At 63.3% G+C, this 15,162-nt stretch carries 15 protein-coding genes; 7 read left to right on the top strand and 8 right to left on the bottom strand.

The window, feature by feature from the left end; all coding sequences use genetic code 11:
• Positions 1-721: 721 nt before the first annotated feature.
• The 3 genes from AC0L3C_RS07575 to AC0L3C_RS07565 are packed head-to-tail and all read right to left on the bottom strand — an operon-like array spanning position 722 to position 3,972.
• Positions 722-1,039, bottom strand: a complete 318-nt coding sequence (locus tag AC0L3C_RS07575) for a hypothetical protein (protein ID WP_473407573.1) — start codon at positions 1,037-1,039, stop codon at positions 722-724.
• Between the two features lie 9 nt (positions 1,040-1,048).
• Positions 1,049-2,575 carry an argonaute/piwi family protein gene (locus tag AC0L3C_RS07570; RefSeq protein ID WP_473407572.1) on the bottom strand — a complete coding sequence of 509 codons (1,527 nt, stop codon included), beginning with the start codon at positions 2,573-2,575 and terminating at the stop codon, positions 1,049-1,051.
• Complete coding sequence (locus AC0L3C_RS07565) at positions 2,572-3,972, bottom strand: toll/interleukin-1 receptor domain-containing protein (protein ID WP_473407571.1); 1,401 nt, start codon at positions 3,970-3,972, stop codon at positions 2,572-2,574. The genes AC0L3C_RS07570 and AC0L3C_RS07565 overlap by 4 nt, the downstream gene beginning before the upstream one ends.
• A gap of 830 nt (positions 3,973-4,802) precedes the next feature.
• Between AC0L3C_RS07565 and AC0L3C_RS07560 the strand changes: the two genes are divergently transcribed.
• Both AC0L3C_RS07560 and AC0L3C_RS07555 read left to right on the top strand, forming a co-directional pair.
• Positions 4,803-5,552 (top strand): SOS response-associated peptidase, encoded by a 750-nt coding sequence (locus AC0L3C_RS07560; RefSeq protein ID WP_473407719.1) that lies wholly within the window; start codon positions 4,803-4,805, stop codon positions 5,550-5,552.
• A gap of 74 nt (positions 5,553-5,626) precedes the next feature.
• A complete protein-coding gene (locus AC0L3C_RS07555) occupies positions 5,627-7,780 on the top strand; it encodes an exonuclease domain-containing protein (RefSeq protein ID WP_473407570.1) in 2,154 nt (717 codons plus the stop codon).
• Between the two features lie 257 nt (positions 7,781-8,037).
• Here the strand turns inward: AC0L3C_RS07555 and AC0L3C_RS07550 are convergent, their stop codons facing one another.
• Positions 8,038-9,174: a recombinase family protein gene (locus AC0L3C_RS07550; RefSeq protein WP_473407569.1), complete on the bottom strand. Its 1,137-nt coding sequence runs from the start codon at positions 9,172-9,174 to the stop codon at positions 8,038-8,040.
• Positions 9,175-9,296: 122 nt separating this feature from the next.
• Positions 9,297-9,674, bottom strand: a complete 378-nt coding sequence (locus tag AC0L3C_RS07545) for a recombinase family protein (RefSeq protein WP_473407568.1) — start codon at positions 9,672-9,674, stop codon at positions 9,297-9,299.
• A 246-nt stretch (positions 9,675-9,920) separates the two neighbouring features.
• On the opposite strand from AC0L3C_RS07545, the gene AC0L3C_RS07540 reads away from it, so the two are divergent.
• Positions 9,921-10,202, top strand: coding sequence for a hypothetical protein (locus tag AC0L3C_RS07540; protein ID WP_473407567.1), 282 nt, complete (start codon positions 9,921-9,923; stop codon positions 10,200-10,202).
• Here AC0L3C_RS07540 and AC0L3C_RS07535 read toward each other — a convergent pair.
• From AC0L3C_RS07535 to AC0L3C_RS07525, 3 genes are read right to left on the bottom strand one after another with little or no spacing between them, the layout of a single operon-like run.
• Positions 10,199-11,620, bottom strand: a complete 1,422-nt coding sequence (locus tag AC0L3C_RS07535) for a sensor histidine kinase (RefSeq protein WP_473407566.1) — start codon at positions 11,618-11,620, stop codon at positions 10,199-10,201. The genes AC0L3C_RS07540 and AC0L3C_RS07535 overlap by 4 nt on opposite strands.
• Positions 11,617-12,282 (bottom strand): response regulator transcription factor, encoded by a 666-nt coding sequence (locus AC0L3C_RS07530; RefSeq protein ID WP_473407565.1) that lies wholly within the window; start codon positions 12,280-12,282, stop codon positions 11,617-11,619. The genes AC0L3C_RS07535 and AC0L3C_RS07530 overlap by 4 nt, the downstream gene beginning before the upstream one ends.
• Positions 12,282-12,593 (bottom strand): PepSY domain-containing protein, encoded by a 312-nt coding sequence (locus tag AC0L3C_RS07525; RefSeq protein ID WP_473407564.1) that lies wholly within the window; start codon positions 12,591-12,593, stop codon positions 12,282-12,284. The genes AC0L3C_RS07530 and AC0L3C_RS07525 overlap by 1 nt, the downstream gene beginning before the upstream one ends.
• A 146-nt stretch (positions 12,594-12,739) precedes the next feature.
• On the opposite strand from AC0L3C_RS07525, the gene AC0L3C_RS07520 reads away from it, so the two are divergent.
• The 4 genes from AC0L3C_RS07520 to AC0L3C_RS07505 form a co-directional block, all read left to right on the top strand.
• On the top strand, positions 12,740-13,012 hold the full coding sequence (locus tag AC0L3C_RS07520; RefSeq protein WP_473407563.1) for a PepSY domain-containing protein: 273 nt from the start codon (positions 12,740-12,742) through the stop codon (positions 13,010-13,012).
• Positions 13,013-13,021: 9 nt separating this feature from the next.
• Positions 13,022-13,588 carry a cytochrome b/b6 domain-containing protein gene (locus AC0L3C_RS07515; protein WP_473407562.1) on the top strand — a complete coding sequence of 189 codons (567 nt, stop codon included), beginning with the start codon at positions 13,022-13,024 and terminating at the stop codon, positions 13,586-13,588.
• Positions 13,589-13,638: 50 nt separating this feature from the next.
• A complete protein-coding gene (locus AC0L3C_RS07510) occupies positions 13,639-14,334 on the top strand; it encodes a VIT1/CCC1 transporter family protein (protein ID WP_007604849.1) in 696 nt (231 codons plus the stop codon).
• Positions 14,335-14,492: 158 nt separating this feature from the next.
• Positions 14,493-15,162, top strand: a 670-nt coding sequence (locus AC0L3C_RS07505) for an APC family permease (protein WP_473407561.1), incomplete at its 3' end; no start/stop codon positions are given.

The raw sequence follows: 15,162 nt of genomic DNA, 5'->3' as shown, positions 1-15,162 counted from the left end.
TCTCGACCCGCGTTGGTAGTTTGACGCAAACACCCGATCGACGGCCACCAGATGTCCTTGGGCGAGACCGAAATGGCCTTCTTGCGATCCAAGTCGTCCACTAAGTCCGCCCACGCCATCTTGCCGACCCGCACCGAGCAATAGGCACCCGCCATCGCCGCGAAGGCCTTCAACACAGTCAGCAGGTCGTCGATGAAGCCTGTCAACAAGGCCGGCACGGACGTTCCGTATGCGAGGTAAATAGCGTCGCGGTAATTGCCTTTCCACGATATCGGGATGCCTGGTGGAGGAACGCGATGCCCCGCTTCTCATAGGCTGCATCACGCAACTCGCGCGCGGCCTTCGTCCTGAAGTCCGAAACCTGTAACGCCTTGAACGTAGAATTCTCCCGTACTCTCTCCTCGACGTTCCATCGCTCTCAACCCGCCGTTCCGGAAAGATATTCAGCGCAGCAACCCCAGGCTTCCTGTGCGGTGGACGGAGCGTTGACCAAGGAATGACGACCCCGCGCCCTCATTGGAGCAAGCTCGGCATCAGCCGTGGCGGGAAGGATGCTAGAGAGGAAGTCGGCAAACGGATGAATCGCCAGATTTCGAGCGGGGAAGCGCCCCTGCCACTTTCGCGCGGTCTCGCTGTGGTTATCCCGAAACGAACCGTCCATCGCCGCCGTCATCGCCGAGGCGGCACTGTAGACGCCGTAGTACCAGGCGACGATCGCGGTTCAGGTCACGTCGGCTTTGTTCGGGGCTGTCGCCAGAACCTGCAGAGCTCCGATCTGATTCAGGACGAACAAAAGCTGTTCGCAGACGGTATTGAACTCGCGTTCGGGCAGTCCACGCGCCTGCACCTTGGCGTAGAAGGTCCTCGCCGCGGAGTAATCGATCCTCTGATCGACGGTGAGGATCGCCAATGCACGCATCCAGTTGATCGTCGACGGCAGCGCGAAGCGCGCGTCTGGAACGTCGCGCGGCTCTTCCGTTAGCGTGCCATGGGCCTGCATGCGCGAATAGAGTGATGGCGTCTTCGGAGCGGAGGCCATGATGCATTCTCAGATATAGAACTTGAAGGGCAGCGGCGCGTGCGGCGTGATCGGACCTGCCGTCAGGATTTCGCCAACCAGATCGGCGAAGCGTAAGGTAACCGGCAGGCCATCGCAGAACTCGGCGCCGTTGAAATTAAGCTTCGTCAGCGACATCACATCCCGCATCACCTGCTCGATATCTGCGTCACCGCGTCTGATCTCGACGGTGAGCGGATTCGGCACTTCGCGGCCCGGGTACGTCCGAAGTCGCGGGATGTATCCGCGCGTCCAGAGGTAACCCGACGTTTCGGACGTCACGACGGCCGTGCCGCGCAGCACGGCGTTGGCGCCGTATCGGAAAACTTTGACGTCCGCGTTGTCGCGGATCTGGATGCCGACCAGCTTGGTCGACTGCGGAACCGCGCTGGCGAATCCCGCCCATTCCTTGGATTCGAAGTTTGTCTTGCCGTGGATGAACAGTTCCTTCGGCGCCTCGCCGTGATTGTCCTTGTACGCGCGGACGATCATCTCCATCAGCTTGGCCGCCTGATCCTGATCGAGATGGAAGGCGTCATTCGTCTCGGAGTACCAGGGGCCCACGGCACCCCTAAAAACAAGACCATCGCCGGATCCGAGGAACATCTGCGCGCCGCAGCAGGCGTTATCACGCCCGCTCGGCCGATCGATCCGCTTGAACACCAACCCCACGTAGCAAACGCCGTCGCGCAGATCGGCGAGGCGCCACGGGCGTCCGCCGATTTTGTAGAAGCTGGTGGTCGAGAGATTCCAGGCGATGGTCGCCGGATCCTGCATCTGCGCCTTGGCCTTCTCGGTCGGCGGATCGAGCGTGACTTCCTTGACGACTTGGATAACCTGGCCGGTGTCCATGACCCGCGCCTTGAGCTGGTTGTGGAAGTTCAGTTCGTATTCGTAGACGGCCGCCGCCTCCCTCTCCTCCTGAAACATCGAACCTTCCGTCAGGATCGCGCGTGCCGCCTTCATCCCGAGCTTGCGGGTACCCGGCGTACGCAGCTTGACGGGCACCGTCGATTTGGGCCGGCCGTACTTGTAGACGTCGTCGGGCACCACCGCGAACCACAACTGCGGGCGCGCCTCCTCCTCGCGGAGATACTTCCTTAGTGCCTCTTCATACAACGCGACCGCGGAATAGATCGCCTGGTGCCGGTCTGCACCAAGAATCCGCTTACTGAGTTCGACGGCGTCGATCGTACATGTCGCGAACGGCTTGCTCGGCCAGGCGGCGCCATAGACCGCCTCGAAACCGGGCCAAACGAAGGTATTGGCGTCGTTGCGCTTGCGGTTCGGCGCAGGCGGCGGCACGTCGATGAATTTCTCGATCGAAGCGATCCACTTCGAATACTTTTCGAGACCGGCCGGCGTCCCGATCACACCGACGTCCATGCGGGCCGGGTTCTGTCCGGACGCGACAGGGCCGAACAGGAAGAGCCCATCCTTCGGATGCTCCGCGCATTGGTCATGCCCAAACGACAGCTGAGGCTCGTCGATGTGGATCGCCCGCCACGTAGCCGTCATTCCTCATCCCCCTCGTCGATCCCGTCGTCCGACTCCTCGTCGTCTTCGGCATCGTCCGGCTCCTCGGGCTCGCCCTCCTCGTCGGCAACATCCAGGTCGAACGGCATGCGCATGCCCGCGGTGAGTTTCAGACCCTCGCCGGCTACGGCCCAACTGCGATGCTCGCCCAACGCGATCGGCACGCTCTCGGAACCTGCGCCGAAGAATTCGAAGAACGCCTGCCAAAGCGGTCGCCAAACGTGGTTGAACCAACTTTTGCAGAAGCGCCGCCGCAGCTTGCTCATCTCGTCGGCGTCCTTGAGGGGCGTCTTGCCGTCCCTGGTGAAGACGACGTAGGGGCGTAGCCGCACGGTGGGTGCATCGCCGAGGCGAACGACCGCCCGCATGCCGAGATGCCATTGAGCCTTGAGCACCTTGCTTTCGCCCACGACCTGCTTGTAGGTCCGCTTGCCTTTCGCGTTCGTGTAGTAGACGCGATCGTCGGCCAGCAGCCTCTTTGGGAAGAACATGACCGTCCCGGCGGACGCGGCATAGGGGAGCAACCCCCGCATGGCGAGGTGCGCCTCGAAGGACTCCCGCAGCATGCGGACCGCCCAGGAGTTAGCGTCGCGACGTTGCGGCCCCACCGGGTCGGTGACCTTGCCCTCCAAAAACAAAGGGAAGCTTGCGGTCCCACGGAGCGATACGGTCAGTTCGGCAGGTAGATGCGTCTGGATCTCGTGCACAGCGGCGAAGCTGACGAGCAGCCTGTTATGCATCGCGTGCGGATGCGGCACCGTCTCGATCGCCTGCTCGAATTTCTTGTTTTCACCCTCGTACTCGTAGAAGGAGATCTCGTCCGGCAGCCGGACTATCGGGATGATGCTGGTCAGCAACGGCTCTGCGCCGCGCTCGACCACGACGTCGGACCGCACGGATGCCTGCCGCCACCGGTCGAACTCGGCCGACAGATCGGTCACCGCTCGCGGCACGTTTGCCTTGGTGAGTGTGTCGACGAGATCCGCAAGCTTCCCGCCCCATCCCGTCGTGAAGTCGATCGCGTTCAGCCGATGGATCTGAATAGGCAAATCGCCGAAGGCGATGTCGTCAATCCGAACGGGGATGATGAAGTCCGGATCCTTGAGGGACTTCTTGACCGCGTCGGCCACTGAAATCTCGTTCTGGACACCCGTGCGGTTCGGGTCGCAACTGGCCTTCGAGACCACAAAGACCACCTTGATGGTCCGCTTCCGCAGCGCGTCCTCGATGCTCGTCCAAAACGGCGTACCGCCAGCCAGATCGAAGATGTCGGCCCAAACCTTGTACCCGATGCCTGTTAGCCTGGTGCCGAGCCAGCGGACGAACTCGTTGTCGTCCGGCGTCGCGTGGCTGATGAAGATGACGTCGCGCTCCGACAATCCGAGGACTCCCGCCCGACCTTCCCGTCGGAGTAAACGTTCCGTGGGCGATGTTCGCGCGTGCCCGCCCAACCCCTGCGTCTTCTTGCGCCCGACTTCGTCCAGCCTTCGCTTCTGCCGACGAGAGCCGCTGCTGCATCAAGGTAGTACCGCGGCCTAGGCGCCATCTCTAAGGTCCATTGTCCCCAACTGGCGGGAGATTCGGCAACCGTCGATTTTGGCTTTGCCCGCTTTTGTTTACGGCGCTCGCAGAGACGTGAGGGAAATACGGACTCGACTCTTTTGTTCTTGATATGTTCTAATTGGCCATGACCGACCACCCCGCCAGCTGGCGCATGCCGACCCGAAAGCAGATGGATCTGATGGCCGCCACCGTCCGCAGAAGGGCACCTACCGAGCGCGGATTGGCGCCGGACGACGATCTGCCGCGCGAATATTGGCAGGCGCTCCTGGATGACCCACGCGCCGATGGCGCCAATCCGGGGCCCGGCCCATCCGGACGCTCTCTGCGGCTAGACCAAATTCCCAGACACTTGCTGAGGGTGGAATGCCGGCGCTGCGGTCGGACCCTCGAGATCCAAAAGGCGGATGCCGTCAGACTCTACGGTCCGGACGCGGCTTGGCGGAACGTCGGCCAGCGCCTTCTGGACAACACATGCGCTCAGCGCACCGGGCGCCACGAGGAGGACGGCTGCTGGCCGTCGTACGAAGTTTAGCGGGCGGAAACGGCCATGGCGCCCAAGCACCATCCGACGCCGCTTTCCGGGGTCGACCGCAAGGCGATCTGGCCAAAAGTCTGCTACAATCCTGACAAGTGGGGGGCCGTCCACATCTGCAATCTGTACTCGATCACCACCAATCAGGCCGCCATCAGCGCGCTGTTCCGGGTCGTCAACCGGTACGTCGGCAACCTGGCGCCGATGCCAGGCGTCTTTCCGGACTACCGGGCGCCGATCGTCCGAACGGGCGCCGAGGGGCGCGAACTCACGACCGCGCGCTGGGGCATGCCCTCCTCGTCAAAGGCGCTGATGGATGCCACCAAGAAGCGCGCCGAGAAGCTGCAAGCGAAGGGCAAGACGGTCGATTTCAAGGAATTGCTCCGGATGGAGCCGGACGGCGGTACGACCAACATCCGCAACGTAAAGTCCAAGCACTGGACGAGGTGGCTGGGTCCGGAGAACCGCTGCGTCGTGCCGTTCAACTCGTTCAGCGAGTTCAACAAGGCCGAAGGCGGCGACATCTGGTTCGCGCTCGATGAAAGCCGGCCATTGGCCTGCTTCGCCGGCATCTGGACGAACTGGACGTCGGTCCGGAAGGTCAAGGAGGGCGAGACCACCAACGACCTCTACGCGTTCCTGACGACGGAGCCGAACGCCGAAGTCTTCGCCATCCATCCGAAGGCGATGCCGGTGATCCTGACCACGCCCGAGGAGGTCGAGGCCTGGATGACCGCACCTCCGGACGAGGCGCTGAAGTTACAACGGCCGCTGCCGGACGGGGCGCTGCGGATCGTCGCGCGGGGCGTGAAGGAAGACGCCGCGCCGGCGACCGCCGAAGTATTCGGAAGTGGTCACCTGTAGCCGTCGAGCCGCTTGACTCTGAGGACGGCACTAGAACAGAAATAGAACTAACGATTCCTTCCGCGAAGGTCCGCTTGGCCAAATTGCCTCAACTGCCTGTCTACTATTACTTGGACCACTTCGCCGAAATGCTCGGGTTCGTGCAGCGAACGTACGAACCCGTTCTTGGCCCGGATCATCACGCTTTCATAGCGCGCTTCGAGGGCCTTTCGAGAGATGCCCGATGCCTGTTGATCCGCATGATCAACCGGCGTGGTGCGATATTCAATCGGTCCCTGTTCGACTACCCTGAGATCGACGATATCGAGCAGGCGACGTCGGATCTGATGATGGTCGGTCATGCCCGCGTGATCGGTGAAATCGACTACGCTGGGTTCGTCGTGTGTCTTCCCAAAGATGTCCTCTTCACCGGTGCACAGGCGGCTGGGCGCAAAGACGTCCGCAAGTCTTGGGCCAAAGCCAAGTTCATCGACTATTATCTCGAACAGATCCCGTTTTCGACGGCCGCGCAGCACTGCGGCGCCCGGAAATTCATCGCTCTCGACGGCACGCGGCCAATCGAATTCCTGCTGTATCTCTACTTCGGCAAGACCGAGGTGAACCTCAAGAATTTCGCGCTGCGGGACTTGGGTATCCTCCGCACCAATCGCGAGACCGCGTTCAGCGCACGCTTCACCGATGCCGAGGAGGCGCTTGCCTCGTTCCACTACAGCCAGATTCTCGATAGCCTTGAGAACGGATCGGAGCCTGTCCACAGGCGGGCCGCCATCGACGTGCTGTCCGGGCCTGCATGCGGGACACAGTACGGCAAGGACCTCCGCAGCCGAGCGGCTCATCAGACCGGACTTTTCTTCGAGAAAGCGGGCGAGAGCGATCTTGCCCGTCAGCTCTACCGGCTGGGGTGCTCGCCGGACTGCAACGAGCGCCTGGTCCGCCTGCTTTACAATACCGGGGATCGCATTGGGGCCGAAGACCTGCTGCAGCGGATGATCGATGATCCCGCCAGCGACGGGGAGCACGTTTTCGCAACTGACTTTTACGCTCGCAAGTTCGGAGGGAGGCGCACAGGCGTCTACACCGAACTGCTGCGGTCCGGGCGAACGATCACCGTCGACGATACCCATCGGGGCAATCCAGAAGCAGGCGTCGCCGGCGTTCTGCGGCGCGAGGGCACCAAGGTTTTCTTCACCGAGAATGTGCTGTGGCACACCCTGTTCGGCCTTCTCTTCTGGGACGAGCTCTTCGAGAGCACCCGAATGCCCAGCGGGTTCGACTGGCTACCCCATTGCCTGAAGGACCGCAGCTTCCGTCGGCTCTTCGCCGTGCCGATCGACGAGAAACTGGCCGCCATCGCATCCGGAGCTTCTCTTCCGTTGATCCTCCGCACCGTCGCAGCAAAATGGGGCCGCCCGAATGGGGTGTTCAGCTGGGATCATGTGCAAGTGGAGGCGCTGCGCGCGCTGCTCGAAGGATCCGATTCGGCCGGCATCGCCGGCATCATCGGCAGTATGTGCGACGATTTCCGCGGCATGCGGGACGGTTTCCCCGATCTGATGCTAGTGCAGGACGGCAAAGCGTCCTTCATAGAGGTCAAGGCCGAGGGGGACGTGATCCGCCGCAACCAGCTGACCCGCCTCCGCCAGCTAGGCGCCGCCGGCATCATGGCCGAGATCGGTCGGGTGGATTATCGTTTCGACCCCGAGCAGGACTACGTGGTGGTCGATATCGAGACGACCGGCTCCTGGTCGAATGGCGATCGCATCACCGAGATCGGCGCGGTGAAGGTTCGCAATCACTGTGTCGTCGACGAGTGGCATTCTCTCGTCAATCCTCAGCGCTCCATTCCCGCAAAGATCGTTCAGCTGACCGGCATCACGAACGAAATGGTTCGGGACGCACCCTTGTTCGCGGAGGTAGCCGACCGTTTCATGGAGTTCATGGGGGACAGCATTTTCGTCGCCCATAACGTCAGCTTCGACTACGGTTTCATGGCCTACGAATTCGATAGGATCGCGCGGCGCTTCAGATTCCCGAAGCTCTGCACGTGCGCCGGAATGCGGCGGCGCTATCCAGGACACAAGTCCTACGGACTTGGGAAGCTTTGCGAGATATATGGCATCTCGCTCGACAATCATCATCGAGCCTTATGCGATGCGCGGGCCACCGCGCAGTTGTTGAACCTCATCAACAAGAAGCGGAGCGAAGAGGGGTACCGCGAAGCGGCCTAGCAATTCATAATCAAGCAGGTGGCCTGGACTGCGGCCGCATCTGAGAATTCTAAAGCTTCCGGCCAAGTTCCACTGCGATCATGTTTTTTCTGATAAGACGAAATACCACTTGCGCCGTCGGGCAAAACAGTGGTTCATAAGGCGCTGGTCCTACCAAGACGAAGGAGCCAGCCCGATGGCAAATGACGTCGAGACGTCCTCGGAATTGTCCAAGATTGCACAATTGAATGGTGACTTCCGAAGGAACTACGGCACGCTCATCGGAGCGGTTTTGTATCTCCGCACCGTGAGCGCCGCCCGTCGAAGCCCTTGGCTTTGGGCCGGCCTGATTTCGATCGCTTTTTCGACGGTGCTGAGCTGGTTGGGGCGGCACGGTTGGTTTTTGCCAGCATTGTCTTGATGGCACCGAACAATGCCCCCTTTTCCTCGTAAAACGCGCCCCGACGCCGACGAAGGGAATCGGATGAGAGCCAGACGTAGCGTTCCGAACTCAGCGGGGCAGGCAACAGCACGTAGTCCTCGATCGCCCGATTCGCCGCATCCAACCGCATCACGGCGAGCAGGCCGGATGAGATCTTCCTTCGGTAGGCTTTCCATTGCGCCGCGTGGTCCTTTCCACGATGCGCCAGTCGTCGCGCGACGAGAAACGAAACTACGCGTGAGCCTCCGACGTCAAGCCCTATGCCGTCCGGAACAACAGCAGCCTTGATGTCAAATTCCGTTCGCAGGTCCTCCGCGAGTTCGGTGGCATGCCTCGATTGTTCGGCGGCCCAAGAATCCCGGGTATCAATCCAGTCGCAGTCGCGCGGGGACACATATCCGATCAGCGCATAGGCCTTCCGCAGCGAACCGAAGTGCTTCATGTACGAGGAGACGTGATTGAGACCCAGCGTCGTATTGATGATGTGCGAGTTGAGTTTACCGCGCCGGCGGAGCGTGAGACGAAGGCGCAGCAGCATCTCTTCTTCCGGAATCCCCACGCGTCGATCGGCCAGCAGCTTCTGCGCGCGAGCGAAGATGCCTTGGTCCACGATAGGCTCGATCGCCGCAGCACCCCGAACCCAAGCGTTATCCGGATTCTTGACCAGCTTCTGGCCCAAGCGTCTTGAGGTGCGATTGTAGACGGTCTTGCCGATGTAGTTCTCGTTCCCGAGAATGGTGGGTATCATGCCGTCGGTCCAGGGCCGACCGTTGTGATTGGCGATGCCGGCGTCATTCAGTTGGCGACTGATCTCGCTGTAGGATTTTTGGCAGTTGACGAACTGATCGAAGATTTCCCGGATGACGGCGGCCTCTTCGGCCGAGCCGTGCTGCAGCCGAACGCGATCCGACTGCAGAGCCTTGAATTGCCCCTTTAACAGAAGAGCCTTCGGATGCTCGCCTTCGTCGACCATCAAGCGTCGGGGGCCGTAGCCGACTGGAGCGCCAACGCGGTACCCAAGGCTCGCGACCCGGCAGTGTCCCGCGTGCACCTTGACGGAGAGCTCCCGGCTCCACTCGGCGGCCATCCCGCGCTTCAGGTTTTTTGCGATCCCGGAAACAAAGGTGCCGTCGTTCTTGAAGATCTCCGCGCAGTATTCGACCTGGACGCCGCTCCGCTTGCACAGGAATTCGTAGTAGGCACTCTCGTCGACATCCTGGAATCGGGGCCCCAGCGACTCAGTTCGATGAGACCAGGACGCCCCTTGATCCCGAGCCCGCTGCGGCCCTCGTCGCGGTAGGTGCGCACAATCGTGAGCGCGTTCGTCTCGGCATAGGCGGCAATGGCCGCCATCTGGTTCGCGATCGAGTAGCGCTGGAGCTCCCTCGACATTCGGACGTACTGCGCCGCGCGGCGCGCCCGGGTCCGCCTCGCCAAGCTTGTCCCTTTCGGAACAACGAGCCAGTTACCCATGCACCCCTCCTGCCACTTCGGAGGTACCTGCGAGTGCAATTAAACCTTCCACGGTCGGGATAGCAATGCCGAGCAGCCTGCAGGGCACTGGGACGCGCCTCATGCCGGCACCGGACGGTGGGTTGTGCACAGCCCCGCGGAACACGGGGACAAACCTCAGCCCTGCCGTTGCGAATCCCTGCTGCGTGCTGACCGCCCGGAACGAGAAGACGGGCGAAGGGATTCGTTCCGGCAGGAGCAAGCTCGATGCTGATGACGAAGGAAAGACGCCCGGCGATCAGAACTTTGCGCGGATGGGCGCTCGGCGTGCTGCAGGAGGCGGGCGCCGTCCACGAATGCGAGGAGCATGGCTGGGCAAAGGACCGAGCCGACCCTCACGCCCGCGAGCGCGCGTTGGACTTCGCAAGACAGGAGCCTCCGGACGGCTTGTCTCCGGACCAGGCTGTCGCCGAGGTCCAAGACGTGCTGGAGTCGATCGGTGATACTTGCCCCGAATGCACCTGTCGCCAACTGCCGGCAAACCATTAGGCTTGCTGCGGCTGAGCCATCGATGACGAGGGCGAGCGCTCTGAACCAATGACGCCTGCTTTCTCGATCAATGCCGACCTCGGCCCAATTGTGGCCATCAGGCCGCCGAGCTTCGACCCGGAGAGCTGCAGTCCCCAGTCGTAGGCGTCCAAGACGTCCTGCACGATGGCAAGGCCAAGGCCGGCGGTCCCACCTCGCTCGTCGAGGCGCGCGCCGCGCTCAAGCGCACGCGCCAAATGGGTTGCATCGATGCCTTTACCATCGTCTTCGATCACGATGGAGGGCGGACCGCCCTTTGTCTTGATCCGGACCACTCCCGCGCTGTGGCGAGTCGCATTCTCAAGCAGATTTCCCAAAACTTCGGCGAGGTCGGTCCGGTCGACCGGAACCCGGAGGTCGTCGCCGATGAGGTTGTCGAAGCTCACCCGCGCCCCGTCGGGCGTGCGGGACAGGGTCGCGATGATCGATTGGACGAGCGGACTCACCGAAACGGATGGGGCGATGCCTCGGGCGCGACCGCGGACCCTGGCCCGCGCGAGTTCGCGGTCGACGTGGCGCCCCATAGCTTCGCCGACGGCTTCGATGTCACGCGCGATCTCCCCCTCGCCCCGCCCCCGAAGACGCTCGGCATCGGCCGCCAGCGCCGCGAGCGGCGTCTTCAATCCGTGCGCCAAGTCGGCGGCGCGTCCGCGGGACCGTTCGATCTCGGCTTCCTGGGCGTCGATCAGCGCGTTCACCTCCTCGACGAGAGGGTGAACCTCGGAAGGGACGGACGAGGGCAGATGGCGGGTCCGCCCCGCCCTGATGTCGGCCACGCCGCCGCGTAGCGCGACCAGCGGGCGCAGGCCGACACTGATCTGGACCCAGCTGGCAACTGCCAGCACCCCGCCGAGCAAAACGAGCGCAACCGAAAGATCCTTCGCAAAGGCCGAAGTCGCCGCCGAGACCCTCGCCAGGTCCTCGGCGACCGCAAGACGGACGATCACCGGCTTGCCCTCCGCCGTGAGCGTGACGGCGCGCTCGGCCACGAGCACGCGCTGCACGCCCGGTCCCACCGCTTCGTGCTGGTGAGTCTCGCCAGGCCCGAGCCGATCCGCCGGTAGCTTCATCGCGGAATCCCACAGCGAGCGCGAGCGTAGAAGCTGCCCGCGATCGTCTCCCACCTGCCAGTACAGCCCGGAAAGAGCATCCGCGAAGCGCGGATCGACTGGCGTCTGCGTCAGAACCAGCTTGCCTTGCGGATCGAGATCGATGTTCGCCATGAGCTGTTTGAGATGGACCTCGAGATCCTGGGCCAGCGTGCGGGACACATGCCGCTCGAACAGGACGACGAGCCCGCCCCCGGCGACGGCAAGCGCGATCAGGATGGCGATGATGCCGCCGGCGACCAGCCGTAGCCGCAAGGAGTGCCTGATCATTGGACGGGCTCCGGGACTAGGTACCCGAAGCCGCGGCGCGTCTCGATCGCCTCTGCGCCCAGCTTCTTGCGGACGCGGCCGATCAGCACCTCGAGAGTGTTGGAGTCGTGATCTTCGCCGTGACCGTAGACGTTCTCGTCGATCTCCTGCTGAGAGACGACCCGGCCGCGATTGCGGAGGAGATGGGCGATGAGCCTGTACTCGAGCGGCGAGAGCGCGATCGGCACGCCGCGGCGGGTCACCCTCATCTGCCGTTCGTCGAGGGTGATCTCGCCCGCGGTCAGAACCGAGGACCCGTGCCCCGCCGAACGCCGCACGATCGAGCGCAGACGCGCCAGCAACTCCTCCATCCGGAACGGCTTCGGCAGGTAGTCGTCCGCGCCGGCGTCGATGCCGTCCACCCGCTCGGCCCAGCTTCCCCGAGCGGTGAGGATGAGGACCGGCATCTGACGGCCGTTGGCGCGCCAGCGCTTCAGCACCGCCAGGCCATCCATGCCCGGGAGCCCAAGATCGAGGATGACGGCCCCGAAATCCTCGGTGTCCCCGAGAAACCAGGCGTCCTCGCCATTCCCGGCTGTTTCAACTACGTAACCGGAAGCCTCGAGCGTGTGCGAGACGTCGGATGCGATCCGAGGGTCATCCTCGACAAGAAGCACGCGCATCACTTCTCCTTCGTCCGCTCGACTTCGCCGCTCTTCGCATCGACGTGGATGTCGAACAGCCGGCCCTTGCCGTCGAGCACGCGGAATTCGTAGGTCCATGCGCCGCCTTCGCGCTCGAGCTTCACGCCGACTACGTCGCCGGGAAGCTTCCCCTTCACCAGGTCGAGAACGTCCGCGAGCGGACGTATCTCGCCGGCCTCCACGGCGCGCCGCGCCTCGTCGTGGTCGCGGCCGGACGCGGGCACACCAGCCGAAGCCAGAAGCGAGAGGGCAAGGATCAGGGGCCGAAGCCGGTGCAAGCGCAAATCCATCAGGACACTCGTCATGCGAAGCATATGGATGCCAGATCCAACCTGACAAATCGCTGACTTGGGTCAACAGGCGGCAGTCAGGCGACTTCTGGCAGGTTGAGCGCATGGCCGGGGCATGGTGTCCCGGCCACCCTCAGGAGATACCCATGCGCAAGATCGCCATTTTGACTGTCGCCGCCGTCGCCCTCGGGGCGGCTTCCGCCCAGGCCGGCAGCTTCGGCAAGCCCTGCACGTCGGCACCGGAGTCCCAGTGGCTGCCGATGCCTCAGTTGCAGGCCAAGGTGGAGGCCCAGGGCTACAAGGTCCAGAAGGCCAAGCTCAAGAGCGCATGCGGCGAACTCTACGCCTTGGACAAGAACGGCAGCCGGATCGAGCTGTTTGTGGATCCCACCAACGGCCAGATCATCGGCCAGATGTGATCGTCGCAAATGAAAACCGTTAGCAACACGATCCAGGCCGGCGGCGCGAGGCCGCCGGCGATGGTCAAGGTCTGGGATCCGTTCGTCCGGATCTTCCACTGGTCGCTGGCGACCTGCTTCGTGCTCGCCTACGCCACCGGCGACGAGATCGAGCGGGTGCACATCGCGGCGGGCTACACCATCGCCGGTCTGCTCGCGGCACGCATCCTCTGGGGGTTCGTCGGTCCGCGGCATGCGCGATTTTCCAACTTCGTCCGACCTCCGCGAGAGGTGCTCGCCTACGTCCGCGACGTCGCGCTGCTCCGGGCGCCGCGCTACATCGGGCACAACCCCGCGGGCGGGGCCATGATCGTGGCACTCCTGGTCGCGCTGGCCGGGACCTGCGTCACCGGCTACATGATGATCACGGACGCCTACTGGGGCTCGGAGATGCTCGAGCATGTCCACGAATTCCTGGCCAACTCGACGATCGGCCTGGTCGTGGCGCATGTTCTCGGCGTGCTGATCGCGAGCTTCGAGCATCGCGAAAACCTGGTCGTCTCCATGATCTCCGGTCGCAAGAGGGCTGCCGACTAGGCAGCCTTCTTCGGACTCGACCATCAACTCCGTCAAGCAGGAGCATCACCGTGCCCGCCACGCCCCATGTCGAAAAGCACTTCACCGCCACCGAAAGCGTCCGCGACGTCGTGATCGGCATGGCCGACGGCTTGACCGTCCCGTTCGCGCTGGCCGCAGGTCTCTCGGCGGCCGTCGCCAGCACGGACGTGATCGTCACCGCCGGGCTCGCCGAGGTCGTCGCCGGCGCCATCGCGATGGGGCTGGGCGGCTATCTCGCGGCGCGCACGGACGCGGAGCACTTTGCGGCCGAGGAACAGCGCGAGCACCACGAAGTCGAGCACCTGCGCGAGCGGGAGATCGAGGAAGTCGAGCAAGTCTTCCGCGAGTACGGACTCGAAGGGGACGCGTTGAACTCCGTCGTCGGCGCCATCGCGTCCGACAGGCAGCGCTGGGTCGACTTCATGATGCGCTTCGAACTCGGGCTGGAGCGCCCCGACCCGAAGCGGGCGCCGATCAGCGCAGTCACCATCGGCGGCTCCTACGTGGTCGGCGGTCTGATTCCTCTGGTGCCCTACATGTTCACGAAAGACATCGGAGCGGCCCTGCAGATCTCGGTTGCCGCGACAGGCATGGCCCTGCTGTGCTTCGGAGCCGTCAAGGGGCACTTCACGGGCGTCAACAAGCTCAAATCCGCAGCGCAAACGCTGCTGGTCGGCGGCTTGGCCGCAGGAGCGGCGTACTGGCTCGCGCACCTCTTCGGCTAGGCGTCGCATCAGCGCCGGGCCGCGAAGCGCGTGCCTGCTCGCTCGGAATGATGACCTAGCGCGCCTGCGATGCACTTGATCAGCGTCAAGCAGTGCTCGCGTGGCCATGACAAAGAAGGTCAAGTCGGTTCTCATGGGCCCATCGGCGACCAAAGAAAATGACCACTGAAACACGGCCGAAACTGATCCGCTCACTAACGCTGACGCATGCGGTGCTCTATGGGCTGGGCGTCACCATCGGCGCCGGAATCTACGTCTTGGTCGGGGCGGCAGCGGCCCGGAGCGGCATGCACGCGCCTCTCGCGTTCCTCGCCGCCGCGGTCGTGATGGGCATGACCGCAGGAACCTTTGCCGAATTGGGGACGCGACTGCCGGTCGCGGCAAGCGAGGCAGCTTACGTCCAGGCAGCCTTTCACCGGAAATGGCTTAGCGGCGCCACAGGACTGCTCGTGGTGGCCGCGGCGACGATCTCAGGCGCCACCATCAGCGTCGGGAGCGCCGGTTACATCGGCGTCTTCGTGCCGCTCCCTGCTGCCTGGATCATTGCCGGCGTCGTGCTCGCGATGGGAGCCATCGCCTGCCTTTCCGCGGTTCAGTCCATCAGCTTCGCCGGGCTGATGACGGTCGTCGAGATCGGAGGGTTGATCCTCATCCTCGCCGCCAGCCTGTTCAATGGCGGCGCGCTCGTCTCTCGTCTGCCTGAACTTTGGCCTTCGCTGGATGACCCGGGGGCCTGGTCGGGCATCGCGCAAACTTCGCTGCTCGCAGTGTTTGCGTTCATCGGCTTCGAACACCTGGTGAACATCTCCGAGGAAATGAAGAATCCTC

Source organism: Bradyrhizobium sp. WSM4872, assembly GCF_055811715.1.
This window is presented reverse-complemented; position numbering and strand designations above follow the sequence as displayed.